This window comes from Pontibacter flavimaris, from assembly GCF_001907195.1.
In the GTDB taxonomy this organism is placed as follows: domain Bacteria; phylum Bacteroidota; class Bacteroidia; order Cytophagales; family Hymenobacteraceae; genus Pontibacter; species Pontibacter flavimaris.
The window spans coordinates 400,969-417,985 of the sequence record NZ_LVWA01000010.1 but is presented as its reverse complement, the minus strand read 5'-3'; the positions used below and the strand labels follow the sequence as shown (position 1 = coordinate 417,985).

Here is a 17,017-nt window from a genome sequence, read left to right as displayed (position 1 = left end):
GAACCAGCTGCTCTCTAATCAATAAGTAAATCTTCTATCTGGCCTCTTCCAGGCAAACCTTGGCCCATTTGCAGATGCCGCCGAGCGGAGGGTTAAACTTGTACACGTTCACCTTCACCGACTGCACAAACGGGAACCGCTCGTATACTTTGTCGATGATGCGGTGGCCAAGGTGCTCCAACAGGCGGGCCGGGGTCTTCATCTCCTCCAGCACCAGCGCGTACAGCACCTCATAGTTCACCGTTTCCCCCAGGTTGTCCGATTCGGCGGCGCGGCGCAGGTCGGTGTTGATGATCAGGTCGATGCCATACTTGTTGCCGATCTTCTGCTCCTCGTCGTAAAACCCATGGAAGGCGAAGAACTCCATTCCCTCCAGTGCAATCTGCCCCATCCGCTGCCTAGCCTATCTCGTCGAAGAAAGAACCTCCTGAGGCCTGCTTCACAGCAGCGCCATTGGCAGCAAACGTGTTGCGCGATGGCTCCGTCATGGGCGGCTGAATCTCCGGCTGGTCTGGCTGCACGGGCTGGATCTCCGGCACCGGCTGCTCAATATCCGGGGCGGGCACGCGGCCCGGGTAATCTGGCGCTGGCTGCGGCACCTCCGGCGACGGCACGTTCGGCACTGGTGTAGTTGGGTTTGGTACTTCTGGCTGCGGCTGCGTTACGTCCGGCGCAGGGTCTCCGATGCTGTTATAGGTATCTGCGCCGCTAGCTACCACTATAGGTGCGTTGGATGCCGTAGATTGCGGCAACTGGTATGTCGTGTTATCTGTTGTCTTTTCCATGTCTTTCAAGTTTCTGAGCAACTCCGAAGCGCTCACCTCGGTGTTGGCTGCCTTTGAAAGAATACTGTGTGTGCCGGCTTTAGGTTTTGCCTTGGCCTTTTCGGCGTTCTCCAGGGTCTCGCTGGCCAGGTTGCGCAGGTCGCGCACCAAGTGGTCGAGGTAGTTCTCCATCTGGCGGCACTCCTGATCGAGCGACTTGACGTGCTGCTGCATCTCGGCGATCACCCGCTCCGACTGGCGCTGAGCCTCCTCCAGCATCTGGCGGGCCTCGTTGCGGGCGCGGCTCATCATCTCGTCGGTCTTCAGGTCCGACTCGCGGGCCTGCAGCTCAGCCGATCGCTTGGCCTGCTCCAGTATGCTGTTTCCGGTATCCTCGGCGGTTTTCAGGGTTTTGTAGAGCGATGACTCCACCTCGCGCAGCTTCTGTGTCTCGCGGTGCGACGCGTCCAGCTTCATGCGCAGGTCCTTGTTCTCATCCTGCAGCTTTTCCCACTGCTGCGAGAGCGTCAGCAAAAACGCATTTACCTCATCCTTGTCTAGTCCTCTGAATGCCTTTTCAAACGTTTTTTGCCTGATCTCTAACGGTGTAATCTTCATAACTCAAAAATTTATATCCCAAACCGAAATGGTGCGGTCATCGCTACACGAAACTAACTGATTCTGGTGAGCCGACCAAAATAATTTATTTACCGAGGTACCGTGGCTCGCATTCCGCACTTTATCAATCACTTTCAGCAACTTAAAGGTCTGCGCGTCCCACAGCTTTATGGATTTATCCATGCTGCAGGTGGCAAAATATGCGCCGTCCGGGCTGTAGGTAATGTGGTTGATGGTGTACATGTGGGCGATCAAGTATCCGCGCTCGGTATACTTTTGCTCCACGTCCCATACCCGCAGGTGGGCATCGCGGCCGCCGCTCAAAAGCAGCTTGCCATCCGGCGAGAAGGCCACCGTGAACACGGAGTTGGTGTGTGAGGTAAGCTCATACTTTAGTTCCATACTTCCGGCGTCGAACACACGGATCTTATGGTCGCTGTAGCCCACGGCCAGCTCGCGGCTATACTTGTTATAGGCCAGGCTGCGCGCACTTTTGTCGGCTTTCCGGATAATGGTTTGCAGCTCGAAGGTCTCCGCATCCAGCACCGCCACGCCCCCGCTGCCCATACTTACAAATACCTTCCCCTCCTCCGAAGTATAAAGCATGTCGAAAATGGGCACCTTGGGCAGCGGCACTGACTTGAGGATCTGCTTGCTCTCCAGGTCGATCACCTGCACGCCCTCGCGGTTCTGCCCGATGAGCAGCAGGTGGCGCTCCGGCAGGTAGCACAGCGCGTACACCGAGGCGTTTACCCGCGCCACCAGGTCGCCGGTATCGGGCGCCTGCATGTTCCAGGCCACCACCATCCCGTCGCCGGCCGCCGAGAAGAAGCGATGCTCCTCCGCTGCCTGCACCAACGTATACACACTGTCGCGGTGCCCGGTCAGGGTTGCCACCTTCTCCACCTGTACTTTGCTTGCCATGACGCCTATTCTGGGGTGTTCTGTAATTTTAGCCTAAATTTACAACAAATACAGCTAATCAGCCGTGCCATACTTTAAAAACGCTGGAATCATACTTTATTGCTTATGCCGCTGCTATACACCAAACAACTGGACGCGCACACCAAGCTGGGCCTTTGGGAACTGACCGAGCCGGTGGAGGAGCTGCGGGCGGCGCTGCCTGCCTACGTGGCTGTGGAAGAGGGACTGGAGCAGGTACACCCCAGGCGGCAGCAGGAGTGGCTGGCCAGCCGGGTGCTGGTGTACAGGCTGTTGCAGGAGTTTACCACGCGCCCCCTGCAGCTGCTGCGCGACCAGTTCGGCAAGCCCTACTTCCCCGACTCCCGCTTCCATGTGTCCATCTCGCACTCGCCGCAGCTGGCCGCCGTTATACTTTCTGATGCGCACGAGGTTGGCATAGATATTGAACTGGTATCGCCAAAGGCGCTGCGCGTGCAGGATAAGTTTTTGACCGATAACGAGAAAAGCCACACGCTGGCCAACGAGCAAAACACCTGCCTGTACTGGAGCGCCAAGGAGACACTGTACAAACTTTACAGCCGCAAGCAACTGATACTAAAGGAGAATCTGGCGATAGCGCCTACCGATGACCCAAATATGCTGCAAGGCCGTGTGAATACTGAAAATTTTTCTAAATTGTACCGTATTAGCTTCGAGGTGGTGCAGAACCATATCCTCACCTACTGCCTGGACAAGCAACCCGATCCCATAGACTAAACACAGATAGACATGAAACAGGTATTCCCTTTACTCGCATTCCTGCTGCTTTCGGCTGGCGTTTTTGCCCAGTCCGGGGGATACAAGGTGGGTGATAAAGTGGCTGACTTCACGCTGCAGGGCACCGACAACCAGAGCGTGTCGCTGAGCAATCTGGCCGATGCCAAAACGGTGGTGCTGGTGTTCACCAACAACCAGTGCCCTTACGCTAAGTTGTACGAGAACCGCCTGGTAACCCTGGCCAGCAACTATAGCGCCAAGGGAGTGCAATTCGTATTCATCAACCCCGGCGCCGGCGATGCGGGCGAAACCCTGCAGGAGATGGCCAGCAGAAGCTATAGCCCCTACCTGGCCGACGAGGGCCAGAAGGTAAGCCGCCAGTTCGGGGCCACCAAAACGCCGGAGGTGTTTGTGCTGCACAACACGGACGGCGAGTTCACGCTCAAGTATAAAGGTGCGATTGACGATAATCCCCAGATGGAGAGCGGCGTGAAGAATTTCTACCTCCGCAGCGTGATGGATGAGATCCTGGCCAACCGCCCCGTTTCTGCCGGCGACAAGCGCGCCACCGGCTGTCTGATCAAAAAGTACTAACGTATAGCAAACGCATAAAGCACGAAGGCCGCTCCTAAAGTATGGGAGCGGCCTTCGTGCTTTTTAGCGATCAACGTATGATTGGCTTGGTTATACTTCCTTGCGGCATGTAACCAGAAAGAATTTGAGCGCTGGCCTGCCGGGCATGTTTTTCATGGGCTCCTCAATTTCTGAGAACGCAGCCAAGCCATACTTCCCGAACTCCCGCTTTACCGCGTCCGCATCATAAAAGTACATCCTGACGCCTTCCATTATCTCGAAACGGTTTTCGCTCAGCTGCCTGCCCGCGCCATAGTTTGGCGAGGCGGTGGAGACTGCCGTGAAAACCATATAGCCGCCTGGCCGCAACTGCCTGTAGCAGTCGCTAAGCAGCTTGCTTCGCTCGCTTTGGTTCAGCAGATGGATAAGGGCATAGCAGAGGATGCCATCATACAGCACCTCGTCGTAGGGCATGTCGGTTACGGACCCGTGGTGGATTTTTATACTTTCCCCGTAGTGGGATTTTGCCAGACCGATCGCTGTTTTGGAGATCTCGATGCCGGTCACCTGCATCCCGTTCTGATGGAACAGCTGCGCATTTCTGCCATAGCCAATCCCAGGGATGAGTATATTCCTGAGCTGCTTTTCCTTGAAAAGGTCGTTTGCCACCACCGCGGACTCAGAAGGCTCGAACCCCCACATGGTTTGCTTCTCCACAAAACTGGTTTCCCAAAACTCCGCCATATCCTTCGTTATACTTTGGTTTTGATGTTTCCACGCCCGGGGTTATCCATACTTTATACTTTGCCGGGCATCGTTTAAAGTATAACCGATGGCTTTCTATACCCCGGCATCATCCTCCGAAACAGCATCCAGCAGCTTGTTCACCTCGGTGGCTTTCTCCGGGTCATCCATCTTCTCGAACGAGAAAGCCAGGTTGCGCAGCGCCCGCTTTATGATGTCGAGGTTGGCGCATGGCTCGTAGAAAATATCCACCGGGTTCAGGTTCAGCTGCAGAATGTAGTTGTCGATGTCGGCCTTGGAAAGTATAAGCCCCTTGTTGTACACGTTGATGTAAAACTGCAGGTCGCCCAGCTTGTAGGTAAGTATAAACAGGTTGGGCAGGTTCACGCCATACACCGGCATGTTCAGGCGCTGCGCCAGCGTCATGTAGATCACACAGAGCGTAAGCGGGTTGCCGCGCTTGGTCTCCAGCACCAGGTGCAGCATGGAGTTGGCCGGCGAGTGGAAGTTCTTGGTATTGGCCGAGAAGCGCTTCTCGCGGAACAGCACGTTATTGAGCGACTTCACCTGGTCGTAGGGGTGCATCTCGTCCTTCATGTGCGTCCAGGCATCGAAGTATAACTGGTCTATGGTTTTGTTGATGCTGGCGAAATCCACGTCCGGGTACAAGTATGAGTTTACTAGGAACATGCCCTCCAGCAGGTTCTCGGCCCCTTTGTGCTTCCAGTCCAGCAGGCGCTTGGTCAGCCCATCGAACTGCAGGTTGTGTATCAGGTCCTCGATCTTCTTCTGCAGGTCCGTGTTCAGGGTCTCCTCCCACTCTTCCTCCAGAAACGGGATGATTCCCTCGCCTAAATAAGCAATCTGCTTCTCCACATACGACGCCACCTCATAATCACTGTCATCCAGCAGCGAGATCAGCGCCTTAATTTCTCCTTTTGTCAAAGTAATTTGTAATTATTAATGATTAATGAGTAATGATAATTCCATCATCAATTAATTAAAGTGGTAAGTATAACATCATACTTAGGGCTTTATTCTGCCAGAGGATTTCAAGATAGAGAACAGAATCTTGCTTATTTCAACATAGGAGGCATGCATGGTTTCAAATGTAGCACGATCAAGATAGGCTGTGGCGTACAATAAACGTAGCCAGTAGCTGGTTTCCTGTGCCTCTTTATAAGCTATACTGATTTTAGCTGAAAAGTCTGCTTTTGAAATACCAGCAATTGCCTCCTCCACATTCGCGCCGATAGAAGTTCCGCTGCGTAAGAGCTGCTTAGAAAGTATGAATTCTCTTTTCTCTTCAGTCAACCTCCTGCACAGGAGTACCACCTGCACCGCAAAGTCAAAAGTTTTGCCCTGTATTACATTCTCTTTCTTCTCCATCATCAGATGTCTTTACTTAAGAAATCACAATGCATCTCAGATGGTTCAAACAAAGAATGATTAATTATCAACGAATAATGATTTATGATGAATACCTCTCTTTCTTCCCGAAACACACTTCTCTTCAACAATTAGTCATTCCTCATTATTCATTCTTAATTAGACATCACGTCTGGATCACGCCTACATTGTAGGGTTTCTCGATAGGGGCGTGGTTGGCTGCCTCGATGCCCATGGAGATCACTTTGCGCGTTTCCAGCGGGTCGATGATGCCGTCCACCCACAGGCGGGCCGCCGCGTAGTAGGGCGAGAGCTCCTCGTTATACTTGCTGGTGATGCGCTCCAGCAGTTCCTTCTCTGCCTCCGGGGTAACCTCCTCCCCTTTCGCTTTCTTCGATGACACCTCTATCTGCAGCAGGGTATTGGCCGCGGCGGCACCACTCATCACGGCCAGCTGCGCCGTTGGCCAGGCGTAGATCAGGCGCGGGTCGTAGGCCTTACCGCACATGGCGTAGTTGCCGGCCCCGTAGCTGTTGCCCACGAGAATGGTGAACTTGGGCACTACCGAGTTGGCCATGGCGCTCACCATCTTGGCCCCGTCCTTGATAATGCCGCCGTGCTCCGACTTGCTGCCCACCATAAAGCCAGACACGTCCTGCAGGAACACCAACGGAATCTTTTTCTGGTTGCAGTTCATGATGAAGCGCGCGGCTTTGTCGGCAGAGTCAGAGTAGATCACGCCGCCCATCTGCATCTCGCCTTTCTTGCTCTTGACGATCTTGCGCTGGTTGGCCACAATGCCCACGGCCCAACCGTCGATGCGGGCCAGGCCGCAGATGAGTGTCTGGCCGTACAATTCCTTGTAGGGCTCGAACTCCGAATTATCCACCAGCCGCAGGATGATGTCCATCATGTCGTAAGGCTTCACGCGGTCCGATGGCAGCAGGCCGTAAACCTCCTTCTCGTTCAGCGCCGGGGCGGCAGGCGTCACGCGGCTGAATCCGGCTGCCGGCCTGTCCCCCATCTTGTCAAAGATTTTACGGATATGGTCCAGCGCCTCCTGGTCGTCCTTGCACTTGTAATCGGTTACGCCTGATATCTCGGAGTGCGTGGTGGCACCACCCAGCGTCTCGTTGTCTATACTTTCGCCGATGGCGGATTTCACCAGGTAGGAGCCGGCCAGGAAAACGGAGCCGGTGCCCTCCACGATCAGGGCCTCGTCGCTCATAATGGGCAGGTAAGCCCCGCCGGCCACGCAGCTGCCCATGATGGCGGCAATCTGCACAATGCCCATCGAGCTCATCACGGCGTTGTTGCGGAAGATGCGCCCGAAGTGCTCCTTGTCCGGGAAAATCTCGTCCTGCATGGGCAGAAACACGCCGGCACTGTCTACTAAGTATACTATCGGTAGCTTGTTCTCAATGGAGATCTCCTGGGCGCGCAGGTTCTTCTTGGCCGTGATCGGGAACCAGGCGCCCGCTTTTACGGTAGCATCGTTGGCCACTACCACGCACTGGCGGCCTTTGATGTAGCCAATGCCTGTTACCACGCCACCGCTCGGGCAGCCACCCACTTCCTTGTACATGCTATCTCCGGCAAAAGCGCCAAACTCCAGGAACTCGCTCCCTTCGTCCAGCAGGTAGGCAATGCGCTCGCGGGCGGTCATTTTACCCTTGGCGTGCTCCTTCTCGATGCGCTTCTCGCCGCCGCCCAGGTATACTTTCTTCAGTTTGCTTTTCAGCTGGAAGACCAGCTGCTTCAGGGCGTCCTCGTTTTTGTTGAATTCAATATCCATGAAGGGTTTGATTAGTATGGGTTGTATCGTTTTAAGGTAGTATAAATGCGAAAATCCGCCCATAAAAGCGGATTTTACAAATATACAATTTTCACATGTAGCTCGCTTATTTATTGCCGGCGCTGTCTGCCTTGGCGGCATCCTGCGCACCAGCGCCTTTAGGCACAGGCACATACACGGTGTCGGGCACGGTTCTGAACTCCTCCGGGTACTGGTCTTGCAGCTCCTTCACCTCCTCCAAGGTAATCACGCGGCCGGTCTCGTCTACTTTATACTTGTCTTTGCGGCCGAACACCGAGAAGCTGACGTAGCGTTTCGGGTAAGCCTGTATGTCGCGCAGCAGCAGGTTGAGGGCCTCGGTGGACCGGTTCATGTTCTCATACAGCTGCTCGTCGTGCATCAATTTGCCCAGGGAGCCCTCGGCGGAATTTAGCTGGGCCGCCGCAGACTGCATCTCCTTCACGGCCTCATTGGCATTGCTGACCAGCTGGTTGATCTCCACCTGCTTGAGGGTATCGGTAATCTCGGCCACGTTCAGCGCCAGGCGGTCTATGTGGCGCTGCGTGGACTTCATGGAACTGGTCAGGTCACTTATGTTGCTGGTGATCTGGTTGATGTTCTGTTGGTTGGCGCGCAGCAGGTCGTTTACGGCCTTTGTGGAGGCTGCCGTGTTGGCCAGAATGTCCTGGATGTTGCCCTTCGCCTCCGCATCGAGCAGGCGGTTTATCCGCGCCAGAGTCGTATCCACCTTGTCGATGATCGGAACGGTCTTGGTGGAGATCATCTCCGTGATACTGCTTTGCGTGAAGGGGAGAAGGGTTTCGCCGCCATCATACATCTGGGTGCTGTTGCCCAGGTATAGCGTGATGGCTTTGCTGCCCAGGATGTCGGAGCTGCCCAGCGCTGCGATGGTAGAGTCCCCTACCTGCAGTTCCTTCATCACCTCCAGCTCTACCCGGATTGTATTGCCCTTATCGGTCTGGAGTTTCATTTCGCGCACGCTCCCCACGGGGATACCGTTCAGAAAAACGGGGTTAGAGGGCGTGAGGCCGTCTACGTTATTGTAAATTACATAGTACCGGTGGTAGTTGGAGAACACATTTGACCCTTTCAGGTACATGAACCCGAAGTATAGAATGACCAGTGCCGCAATTCCCAGCAGCGCAACTTTAAGTTCCTTTGATATTTTCACGTAGGGTGTGCTTAGTTCATCGCCTCCAACTCTTGCTTGTACTCCCGGAAGGCACGATATATACCTGATGCAATATACGATTGCCCGGTCTTATCGTTAAGAAATTTTTCCTCGGTGGGATTAGTCAGGAAGCCGCACTCAATCAGCACGCTCGGCATGTATGATTTCCAGAGCACCAGGAAGCCCGCCTGCTTCACGCCGCGGCTTTTGCGGCCCGCCCGGGTGCTGAACTCACGCTCCACTTTCTCGGCGAAGCGCAGGCTGTTGTCCATGTAGGCGCTTTGGTGCAGGGCAAACAAAATATGGCTCTGCGGGGAGTTCGGGTCGAAGCCGTTGTAGTTGGCCTCGTAGTTTTCCTCGTGCAGGATCACGGAGTTCTCGCGCTTGGCCACCTCCAGGTTTCCGTTGGACGTATGGAGCCCCATGGTATAGGTTTCGGTGCCGTAGGCAGTGGCCGGCCCCGCGTTCAGGTGGATGGAAATGAAAAGGTCAGCGTTGTTCTTGTTGGCGATGCCGGCGCGGTCGATCAGCTCCACAAACTTATCTTCGGTGCGGGTATAAACAACTTTCACCCCGGGCACGTTCTTCTCTATCAAGGCTCCTACCTGCTTGGCAATGTCGAGGGCAACGATGGCCTCCTGCGAGAATTTACCGTTGCACCCTACGTCTTTGCCACCGTGGCCGGCATCAATCACCACTGTGCGGACTTTGTACTCTTTCTTAAATTCAAGGGTATTAGAGGAGCACAGTAAAAATACAAAAGCCAGAATTGATACAGTAACAATATTTTTCACAACGCTCGTTAGTTAAAAGCTAAAACAATAACTTTGTACAAATTAAGTAAACTTTTAGGGAACTCTGAAGAAGTTGCGCCACTACATTTTTATTTTTTTACTGCTGCTGCAGGCGGTCCTGCTTTCCTCGCCGCTGGCTCACGCCCAGCGCGGGCTGAAGCGTGCCGGCACCGTTGCCCCGCAGGATACCCCCACTGTGGCTTCGCAGGATACGGCCCTTGTTGCCGGCCAGGATTCCCTGAACATGGCCGCCCCGCAGGGGGATATCGCGACCACTATCAAATACTCTGCCAGAGACTCGATGCAGTTTGAGGTAGACCAGAAGGTGGTGCACCTCTACGGCGACGCCAAGATCAACTACGGCGACATGAACCTGGAGGCCGCCTACATCCAGATCAACTACGAAACCAACACCCTTACCGCCACCACCCTCCCCGACTCCACCGGCAAGGAGGCTGGCACCCCGGTTTTTACGCAGGGCGCTGAGACCTACGCAGCCAAGCGCATTGCCTACAACTATAAAACCCGCCGTGGCCGCATTTCTGAAGTAGTAACGCAGCAGGGCGAGGGATATATACACTCGGAAGTGGTGAAGCGCAACGAGAACAACGAGTTCTTCGGCCTGCACAACAAGTATACCACCTGTAACCTGGAGCACCCGCACTTCTACATTAACGCCGGTAAGATTAAGGCCATCCCGAACGACAAGGTGATGGCCGGCCCGTTTAACCTCGTGATTGGGGACATTCCTACGCCGCTGGGTTTTCTGTTCGGCCTCTTCCCTACGCCTAAGTCCAAGCGGGCCTCCGGTGTGATTGTGCCGAGCTATGGCGAGAACGCCCGGGGCTTTTACCTCAATAACGGCGGCTACTACTTTGCCTGGAACGACTATGTGGGCACCAGGCTCACGGGCGACATCTACTCCTTGGGGGGATGGAACGCTGAGGCCAGCACCGACTACGTGAAACGCTACGCCTACCGCGGCAGCTTCCGCTTCACGTACGACAACTTCAAGAACGACGAGGCGGACATCGAAAGGTCCAGAACGACGGATAACCCGCTCAGCCAGTTGCCTTCCTCCAGGCAGACGTTCTGGATCAACTGGAACCACAGCCCCGTTACCAAGCCGGGCCGCGGCTCCTTCAGCGCCAGCGTTAACGCCGGTAGCCAGCTGCACCAGCGCATCAACTACAACAGTTCTGCGCAGTACCTGTCGCCTACCTTTAACTCGAACGTTTCTTACCAGAAAACCATACCCAACTCGCCTTTCAGCTATACCATCAAGGCGAGCCAGGGACAGAGCACGCAGACGGGAACAATGAACTTCGTGCTGCCGGACCTTAACTTCAGCATGTCGCAGGTATCCGTGTCCGAGCTGTTTTCAGACGAACCCGGCACGAACAAGTGGTACGAGAAGTTCACGCTCTCTTACAACGTGCGGGCATCCAACACGGTGTCTAACCTGCAGCCCGCCCGCACGCGCTCCGACTTCCCGCTGCTGGAGTCGGCCCCTGCCGATACCATTGACATTAACTTTGACAACCTGCAGCGCCTGTGGGACAGTGGGCAGAAGCAGGCCGTGCACGCGTTCGGCATCGGCCTGGGCAACTACAAGATTGCCCGCTTCTTTAACTTCAGCCCGAGCGTGAACTACAGCGAAACCTGGCTTGACGAGAAGTATACCTTCAACTTCAACCCGGACTCGCAGCGCGTGGACATCGACACCACCAACTTCGGCCGTGTGTACCAGTACAGCGCCGGCGCCAACCTGAGCACCACGGTGTACGGCACGGTAAACTTTAAGCCCGGCGGCAAAGTGGAGGCTATCCGCCACCTGGTAAGGCCCAGCATCAGCTATAACTTCCGCCCTGACTTTGCCGATGAACGCTTCGGCTTTTACCAGCGCACCCTGGTGGGCGTTGACCCTAACTCAAACCAGGCCCAGTACCGCGACCTGGGCCGCTTCCGGAGCGGCCTGCCGGCCACCGGCCTCAGCTCCGCCCTTAACTTCAGCATCGACAACAGCATTGAAATGAAGGTGAAGGCCAAGAGCGACACGGCAGAGGTGAAGACGGAGAAAGTAAGTATCATCGATAACCTGCGCCTCTCCTCCGGCTACGACTTTGCCCGCGACTCGCTGAAGCTGGCAGACATCAGGATATCCATGAACACGAAGCTTTTCAGGTTCATCAACATGAACTTCAACACCACACTGGACCCTTATGAGAAGAACGACAGCACAGGCCGGGACATTGACAGGTACTATTTCGATCTGCTGAAAGGGCGGTTGGGAAGGGTGACGAATGCCAGCCTGAACCTGACGGCCAGCCTGAACCCGGAGGCCATGCGCTCGGAGTCGCCGACGCCGGACAACCTGCCGTCGCTGGAGCGGGAGCCGTTTGACCCGATGCTGCCCCAGTACGTGGACTTCAAGATTCCGTGGACGCTGAACGTGAACTATACCATGAGCTACAACCGCTCCTTCGGGCTGGTGGGCCGCTCCAACCTGACGCAGACGGCGGGCATAGACGGCTCCCTGAACGTGACGGAGAAATGGAAGGTAACCTACAATGCCACCTACGACATCTCGAACCAGAACATCTCCTACGCCAACGTGCAGATTTACCGCGACCTGCACTGCTGGGACATGAGCATCGGCTGGGTGCCCTTCGGCCTCCAGCGCGGTTACAACCTGACCATAAACGCCCGCTCGTCGCTGCTGCAGGACCTGAAATTAACCAAGCGCAGCAGAACCGGATACAACTATTGACCCAGAACGGCCACCAACAAAAGGTGGCTGTTTTTGTTTCTAGATTTTATAGCTTTACAGTCTAATCCATCAACAGCCATGTCTGTACATAAAAACGATATCAAGAAAGTCACCACGCACCAACTGCAGAACATGAAGGAGCGTGGGGAGAAGATCTCCATGCTTACCGCCTACGATTTCTCGATGGCCACCATTCTGGATGCCGCCGGCGTAGACGTGCTGCTGGTGGGCGACTCGGCCTCTAACGTGATGGCGGGCCATGAGACGACGCTGCCCATTACGCTGGACCAGATGATCTACCATGCCTCCTCGGTGGTGCGGGGCGTGAGCAGGGCTTTTGTGGTGGTGGACCTGCCGTTTGGCTCCTACCAGGGCAATTCCTCGGAGGCGCTGCGTTCCACGATCCGCATCATGAAAGAGTCGGGGGCGCACGGGATAAAGCTGGAGGGCGGCGCCGAGATAAAGGAATCGATCACGCGCATCCTCAGCGCGGGTGTGCCTGTAATGGGCCACCTGGGCCTTACGCCGCAGTCCATCTATAAATTCGGCACTTACACTGTTCGCGCCAAGGAGGATGCCGAGGCGCAGAAACTGATTGACGATGCGCTGCTGCTGCAGGAGTTGGGCTGCTTCTCTATTGTGCTGGAGAAAATCCCCTCTGAGTTGGCTAAAAAAGTGGCAGAAAAGCTGCAGATCCCGATCATCGGCATAGGCGCTGGCCCGCACGTGGATGGGCAGGTGCTGGTGGTGCACGACATGCTGGGCATCAACAAAGAGTTTAAGCCGCGCTTCCTGCGCCACTACGCCGACCTGCACAGTATTATGACGGATGCGGTGCAGAACTATGTAAAGGATGTAAAAAGCCAGGACTTCCCAAGCGAGAAGGAGGCGTACTAAAGTTTAGGAGTTAAAAAGTTAGAGAGTTAGGAAGTTATGCTTTGACACCTCATTGCGGTATAGCCTTCCCGCTCTCTAACATATTTCCCTGTCCGTATCTACACTTTATACTTATACCTGCTCACTACTCCCTGACTTATACTTATGAGTATAGAAGTACTTTATGAGGATAACCATGTGCTGGCGGTAAACAAACCCGCGGGCCTGCTGGTGCATGGCGACGAGACAGGCGACGTGACGCTGGCTGACCTGGCAAAGGAGTACATCCGGGAGAAGTATAACAAGCCTGGAAACGTATTCGTTGGCGTGGTGCACCGCCTCGACAGGCCCGTGAGCGGTGTGGTGCTGCTGGCCAAAACCTCCAAGGCCCTGGCGCGCCTCAACGAGCTCTTCCGCAGCAAGCAGACTACTAAAACCTATTGGGCCGTGGTACAGAACCGCCCGCAGCAGGAACGGGGCAACCTGGTGCACTGGCTCGTGAAAGACAGCTCCCGCAACGTAACCAAGGCCTACGCCAAGGAAAACGCCGCCGGCTCGCGCTCTGAGCTCAACTATAAACTACTGAGCGCGCAACAGGGCACGTATCTGCTGGAGGTGAACCCCATCACCGGCAGGCCCCACCAGATACGGGTGCAGCTGGCATCCATGCGCTGCCCTATACTTGGCGATCTGAAGTATGGCGCCGCACAGCCGCTTCCCGATAAAAGTATAGCCCTGCACGCGCGCCGGCTGCAGTTCACGCACCCCACGCTCAAAACGCAGGTTACGGTAAGCGCCCCGCTCCCTGGCGCACCCGTGTGGGGCCCGTTTAGCCAACTAGTAGCGTAGCATAAAGCACCCTCCCCTAAACATGATATTTATCAGTTTCTGAACTTTTGCCCCACCATTCCTATTTTACTTTTAAATTCGTGTTGTAGCTTTGCGTATGGCAAGGCATGTTTCTAAGCACGTTAACCGCCGCAATAGAAGAATCAAATCACTTTATACCCGATACATTCATGGCCATACTTATCTTTTTTGTGGTGCACTGGTACCTGTCGCTTTTTGTGCAGACCTTTTACCTGCACCGCTACGCAGCACACAAAATGTTTACCATGAGCCCGTTCTGGGAGAAGGCATTTTACCTGCTCACCTACATGGCGCAGGGCTCTTCGTTCCTGTCGCCGCGCGCTTATGCCATTCTGCACCGCATGCACCACGCTTTCTCCGACACCGCACGCGACCCGCACTCGCCGCACTTCTCCAACAACGCCTTCACGATGATGTGGAAGACGAAGGAGATTTACAACAACGTGCTCAACCACCGCGTGGAGCCGGAGCGCCGCTTCGAGGGCAATTACCCGGTATGGCCACTGCTGGAGAAGATTGGCGACTCCTACTGGTCCAGAATTGGCTGGGGCGTCGCCTACGTGCTGTTCTACATTGCCTTTGCCACGCAGTGGTGGATGTTCCTGCTTCTGCCGCTGCACTTTTTGATGGGCCCGGTGCACGGCGCCATCGTGAACTGGAGCGGCCACAAGTATGGCTACCAGAACTTCGACAACAACGACAAATCCAGAAACTCGCTTTTCTTCGACTTCCTGACGGGCGGTGAGCTGTTCCAGAACAACCACCACAAGCTGCCTAACCGCGTGAACTTCGGCGTGAAGTGGTGGGAAGTGGACCCTACTTGGCCGGTTATCTGGACGCTCGACAAACTGAGCATCATCAAGCTGAAGCCCGTGAAAGTGAAGGCAGCCAAGCCGCCAAGAGCAAAAGCAAGTGCTTAACCATACTTCAAAGCCCTCCCGCAACGGAGGGCTTTTTTATACTTTATACTTGTAACTGAGGCACAGCAGATTAATTAATCAACATACGCTATAGATAATCAGAAATTATTTCCCTAATTTTGCGGTTCTAAAAACTGGCGGACGGGTTCCGCCGACGTAATTTTATATAAACAATGGCAGTAAAAATCAGACTGGCCCGCAGAGGCCGCAAGAAAGCCGCTATCTACGATATCGTAGTAGCTGACGCTCGTTCACCACGTGATGGTAAGTTTATCGAGAAACTGGGTACTTACAACCCCAACACTGTGCCAGCCTTTATCGACTTCAACGAAGACAAGGCGTTTCAGTGGGTAATGAACGGTGCGCAGCCAACTGACACCGTGAAGGCAATGCTTTCTTACAGAGGTATCCTGTTCAAGAAACACCTGCAGATAGGTGTGGCGAAAGGTGCCATCACTCAGGAAACTGCTGATGCTCGTTTCAACGAGTGGAAAGAAGCGAAAGAGTCTAAGATCGAGGAGAAACGCCAGAAGGCGGGCTCTGAGAAAGAAGCCAAGCGTGCCGCCGCTCTGGAGGCTGAGCGCAAAGTGAAAGAGGCCCGTGCAGAGGCTATCCGTCAGCGTGAGGCTGAGAAAGCTGCTGCGAACGCTCCTGCTCCTGCAGAAGAGGCTACTGAGGCCCCTGCAGAAGGCGGCGAAGGCGAGTCTACTGAAGAGCAAGCATAAGTCGGTGTGCCATGCATGTTGATGAATGCTTCCTGTTAGGCTATATCGTCAAGACCCATGGCACCAAGGGGCAGGTCGTCGCGTTTTTTGACGTAGACTACCCCGAAGATTATGAAGATCTGGAATCAGTTTTCCTGGAGCAAAAGGGAAGACTGATTCCTTTTTTTATAACGACCTTGGAGCCGGTGCAGAAAGGCCGTTTCATCATTAAGTTCGAGGACATTGGAACCATCGAACAGGCCGAGGCGCTGCGCAACACCTCTATCTATCTGCCGCTCGACGAGCTGCCGGAGTTGGAGGAAGGCCAGTTTTACTTCCACGACGTGATCGGCTACCAGGTGGTGGACCAGCAGCACGGCGCGTTGGGTACGGTGAAGGAGTTCTACGACCTGCCACAGCAGCAGCTGATGGTGATGGATTACCTGGGCCAGGAGATGCTGGTGCCGGTGATGGACGAGATCTTCCTGCGCGCTGACCACGAAGCCAAGCAGCTGCACGTAAGCCTGCCGGAGGGTCTGCTGGAAGTATACACGCAGCCATCCGGCCCCGACGAAGCCGACGATTTGGACGAGGCCGACACCGAGGAGGAGAAAAAGTAATGCGCTTCGATATCATCACGTGCCAGCCTGACCTGCTGGAAAGTCCCTTCAGCCATTCTATTCTGAAGCGGGCGCAGCAAAAAGGCCTGGTGGAGATCCACATCCACGACCTGCGCCAGTATGCCGTAAACAAGCATGGCCAGATTGATGACTATGCCTTTGGCGGCGGTGCAGGGATGGTGATGATGATTGAGCCGATTGATAAGTGCATTTCGGAGCTGCAGGCCGACCGCAAGTATGATGCCATCATCTACATGACGCCGGACGGGCAGACGCTTAACCAGGGCATCGTGAATCAGTTTTCGCTATTGGAGAACGTGATCATACTTTGCGGCCACTACAAAGGCGTGGATGAGCGCGTACGGCAGCATTTCGTGACGCACGAGATCAGCATCGGGGACTATGTCCTGTCGGGTGGTGAGCTGGGCGCAGCGGTGCTGGCAGACGCCATTATCCGCATCATCCCGGGCGTGCTGAACGACGAGACCTCGGCGCTGACAGACTCGTTCCAGGACGGTTTGCTAGCCCCGCCGGTGTATACCCGCCCTGCCGAGTACAAAGGCCTGAAAGTGCCGGACATCCTGATGTCGGGCGATACGCCGAAGATTGAGCAGTGGCGCTTTGAGCAGGCCGTGGAGCGCACCAGGCAGCGCCGCCCCGATCTGTTAAGCGAGTAACAGAACCAAACAGGGTCATAGGCAAAATTTT

18 protein-coding genes are annotated in these 17,017 nt (G+C 55.0%); 9 read left to right on the top strand and 9 right to left on the bottom strand.

The annotated features are described in order from the left end of the window. Positions 1 to 34: 34 nt before the first annotated feature. From folB to A3841_RS17270, 3 genes are read right to left on the bottom strand one after another with little or no spacing between them, the layout of a single operon-like run. Positions 35 to 391, bottom strand: coding sequence for a dihydroneopterin aldolase (folB, locus tag A3841_RS17280; protein WP_073854189.1), 357 nt, complete (start codon positions 389 to 391; stop codon positions 35 to 37). 7 nt (positions 392 to 398) lie between these two features. Continuing rightward, a complete protein-coding gene (locus A3841_RS17275; RefSeq protein WP_073854187.1) occupies positions 399 to 1,382 on the bottom strand; it encodes a DivIVA domain-containing protein in 984 nt (327 codons plus the stop codon). A gap of 3 nt (positions 1,383 to 1,385) precedes the next feature. Next, positions 1,386 to 2,306: a WD40 repeat domain-containing protein gene (locus tag A3841_RS17270; protein ID WP_073854185.1), complete on the bottom strand. Its 921-nt coding sequence runs from the start codon at positions 2,304 to 2,306 to the stop codon at positions 1,386 to 1,388. Between the two features lie 105 nt (positions 2,307 to 2,411). Here A3841_RS17270 and A3841_RS17265 point away from each other — a divergent pair, with 105 nt between their 5' ends. Then, positions 2,412 to 3,062: a 4'-phosphopantetheinyl transferase superfamily protein gene (locus tag A3841_RS17265; RefSeq protein ID WP_073854183.1), complete on the top strand. Its 651-nt coding sequence runs from the start codon at positions 2,412 to 2,414 to the stop codon at positions 3,060 to 3,062. Positions 3,063 to 3,074: 12 nt separating this feature from the next. Continuing rightward, positions 3,075 to 3,656 (top strand): thioredoxin family protein, encoded by a 582-nt coding sequence (locus A3841_RS17260; RefSeq protein WP_073854181.1) that lies wholly within the window; start codon positions 3,075 to 3,077, stop codon positions 3,654 to 3,656. 90 nt (positions 3,657 to 3,746) lie between these two features. Here A3841_RS17260 and A3841_RS17255 read toward each other — a convergent pair whose 3' ends face one another. From A3841_RS17255 to A3841_RS17230, 6 genes are all read right to left on the bottom strand, one after another. Beyond that, the gene (locus A3841_RS17255) at positions 3,747 to 4,379 is read right to left on the bottom strand and encodes a class I SAM-dependent methyltransferase (RefSeq protein ID WP_073854179.1); all 633 of its coding nucleotides are present in this window, start codon (positions 4,377 to 4,379) and stop codon (positions 3,747 to 3,749) included. Between the two features lie 96 nt (positions 4,380 to 4,475). Next, positions 4,476 to 5,324 (bottom strand): transglutaminase-like domain-containing protein, encoded by an 849-nt coding sequence (locus tag A3841_RS17250; RefSeq protein ID WP_073854177.1) that lies wholly within the window; start codon positions 5,322 to 5,324, stop codon positions 4,476 to 4,478. Positions 5,325 to 5,405: 81 nt separating this feature from the next. Next, positions 5,406 to 5,771 carry a four helix bundle protein gene (locus A3841_RS17245; protein ID WP_139308000.1) on the bottom strand — a complete coding sequence of 122 codons (366 nt, stop codon included), beginning with the start codon at positions 5,769 to 5,771 and terminating at the stop codon, positions 5,406 to 5,408. A gap of 163 nt (positions 5,772 to 5,934) precedes the next feature. Further along, a complete protein-coding gene (locus A3841_RS17240) occupies positions 5,935 to 7,563 on the bottom strand; it encodes an acyl-CoA carboxylase subunit beta (protein ID WP_073854175.1) in 1,629 nt (542 codons plus the stop codon). Between the two features lie 106 nt (positions 7,564 to 7,669). Further along, positions 7,670 to 8,755, bottom strand: coding sequence for an MlaD family protein (locus A3841_RS17235; RefSeq protein ID WP_073854173.1), 1,086 nt, complete (start codon positions 8,753 to 8,755; stop codon positions 7,670 to 7,672). A gap of 11 nt (positions 8,756 to 8,766) precedes the next feature. Then, positions 8,767 to 9,549 (bottom strand): N-acetylmuramoyl-L-alanine amidase family protein, encoded by a 783-nt coding sequence (locus A3841_RS17230; RefSeq protein ID WP_073854171.1) that lies wholly within the window; start codon positions 9,547 to 9,549, stop codon positions 8,767 to 8,769. Between the two features lie 73 nt (positions 9,550 to 9,622). Here A3841_RS17230 and A3841_RS17225 point away from each other — a divergent pair, with 73 nt between their 5' ends. From A3841_RS17225 to trmD, 7 genes are all read left to right on the top strand, one after another. Next, complete coding sequence (locus tag A3841_RS17225; RefSeq protein WP_073854169.1) at positions 9,623 to 12,319, top strand: putative LPS assembly protein LptD; 2,697 nt, start codon at positions 9,623 to 9,625, stop codon at positions 12,317 to 12,319. Positions 12,320 to 12,397: 78 nt separating this feature from the next. Then, positions 12,398 to 13,216: a 3-methyl-2-oxobutanoate hydroxymethyltransferase gene (gene panB, locus A3841_RS17220; protein WP_073854167.1), complete on the top strand. Its 819-nt coding sequence runs from the start codon at positions 12,398 to 12,400 to the stop codon at positions 13,214 to 13,216. Positions 13,217 to 13,360: 144 nt separating this feature from the next. Then, on the top strand, positions 13,361 to 14,044 hold the full coding sequence (locus tag A3841_RS17215; protein ID WP_073854165.1) for an RluA family pseudouridine synthase: 684 nt from the start codon (positions 13,361 to 13,363) through the stop codon (positions 14,042 to 14,044). 170 nt (positions 14,045 to 14,214) lie between these two features. Next, positions 14,215 to 14,985: an acyl-CoA desaturase gene (locus tag A3841_RS17210; protein ID WP_073854163.1), complete on the top strand. Its 771-nt coding sequence runs from the start codon at positions 14,215 to 14,217 to the stop codon at positions 14,983 to 14,985. A gap of 173 nt (positions 14,986 to 15,158) precedes the next feature. Continuing rightward, positions 15,159 to 15,710 carry a 30S ribosomal protein S16 gene (locus tag A3841_RS17205; RefSeq protein ID WP_073854161.1) on the top strand — a complete coding sequence of 184 codons (552 nt, stop codon included), beginning with the start codon at positions 15,159 to 15,161 and terminating at the stop codon, positions 15,708 to 15,710. An 11-nt stretch (positions 15,711 to 15,721) separates the two neighbouring features. Next, the gene (gene rimM / locus A3841_RS17200; protein ID WP_073854159.1) at positions 15,722 to 16,309 is read left to right on the top strand and encodes a ribosome maturation factor RimM; all 588 of its coding nucleotides are present in this window, start codon (positions 15,722 to 15,724) and stop codon (positions 16,307 to 16,309) included. Then, the gene (gene trmD / locus A3841_RS17195) at positions 16,309 to 16,986 is read left to right on the top strand and encodes a tRNA (guanosine(37)-N1)-methyltransferase TrmD (protein ID WP_073854157.1); all 678 of its coding nucleotides are present in this window, start codon (positions 16,309 to 16,311) and stop codon (positions 16,984 to 16,986) included. The genes rimM and trmD overlap by 1 nt, the downstream gene beginning before the upstream one ends. The last annotated feature ends 31 nt before the right edge of the window (positions 16,987 to 17,017 follow it).

Excerpts from the sequence above, each read along its gene's own strand:
- A3841_RS17275 (WP_073854187.1), bottom strand. The coding sequence starts at position 1,382 with ATGAAGATTACACCGTTAGAGATCAGGCAAAAAACGTTTGAAAAGGCA.
- A3841_RS17240 (WP_073854175.1), bottom strand. The coding sequence starts at position 7,563 with ATGGATATTGAATTCAACAAAAACGAGGACGCCCTGAAGCAGCTGGTC.
- A3841_RS17265 (WP_073854183.1), top strand. The coding sequence starts at position 2,412 with ATGCCGCTGCTATACACCAAACAACTGGACGCGCACACCAAGCTGGGC.
- A3841_RS17215 (WP_073854165.1), top strand. The coding sequence starts at position 13,361 with ATGAGTATAGAAGTACTTTATGAGGATAACCATGTGCTGGCGGTAAAC.
- A3841_RS17210 (WP_073854163.1), top strand. The coding sequence starts at position 14,215 with ATGGCCATACTTATCTTTTTTGTGGTGCACTGGTACCTGTCGCTTTTT.
- panB (WP_073854167.1), top strand. The coding sequence starts at position 12,398 with ATGTCTGTACATAAAAACGATATCAAGAAAGTCACCACGCACCAACTG.
- A3841_RS17270 (WP_073854185.1), bottom strand. The coding sequence starts at position 2,306 with ATGGCAAGCAAAGTACAGGTGGAGAAGGTGGCAACCCTGACCGGGCAC.
- A3841_RS17255 (WP_073854179.1), bottom strand. The coding sequence starts at position 4,379 with ATGGCGGAGTTTTGGGAAACCAGTTTTGTGGAGAAGCAAACCATGTGG.
- rimM (WP_073854159.1), top strand. The coding sequence starts at position 15,722 with ATGCATGTTGATGAATGCTTCCTGTTAGGCTATATCGTCAAGACCCAT.
- A3841_RS17205 (WP_073854161.1), top strand. The coding sequence starts at position 15,159 with ATGGCAGTAAAAATCAGACTGGCCCGCAGAGGCCGCAAGAAAGCCGCT.
- trmD (WP_073854157.1), top strand. The coding sequence starts at position 16,309 with ATGCGCTTCGATATCATCACGTGCCAGCCTGACCTGCTGGAAAGTCCC.
- A3841_RS17260 (WP_073854181.1), top strand. The coding sequence starts at position 3,075 with ATGAAACAGGTATTCCCTTTACTCGCATTCCTGCTGCTTTCGGCTGGC.
- A3841_RS17245 (WP_139308000.1), bottom strand. The coding sequence starts at position 5,771 with ATGATGGAGAAGAAAGAGAATGTAATACAGGGCAAAACTTTTGACTTT.
- folB (WP_073854189.1), bottom strand. The coding sequence starts at position 391 with ATGGGGCAGATTGCACTGGAGGGAATGGAGTTCTTCGCCTTCCATGGG.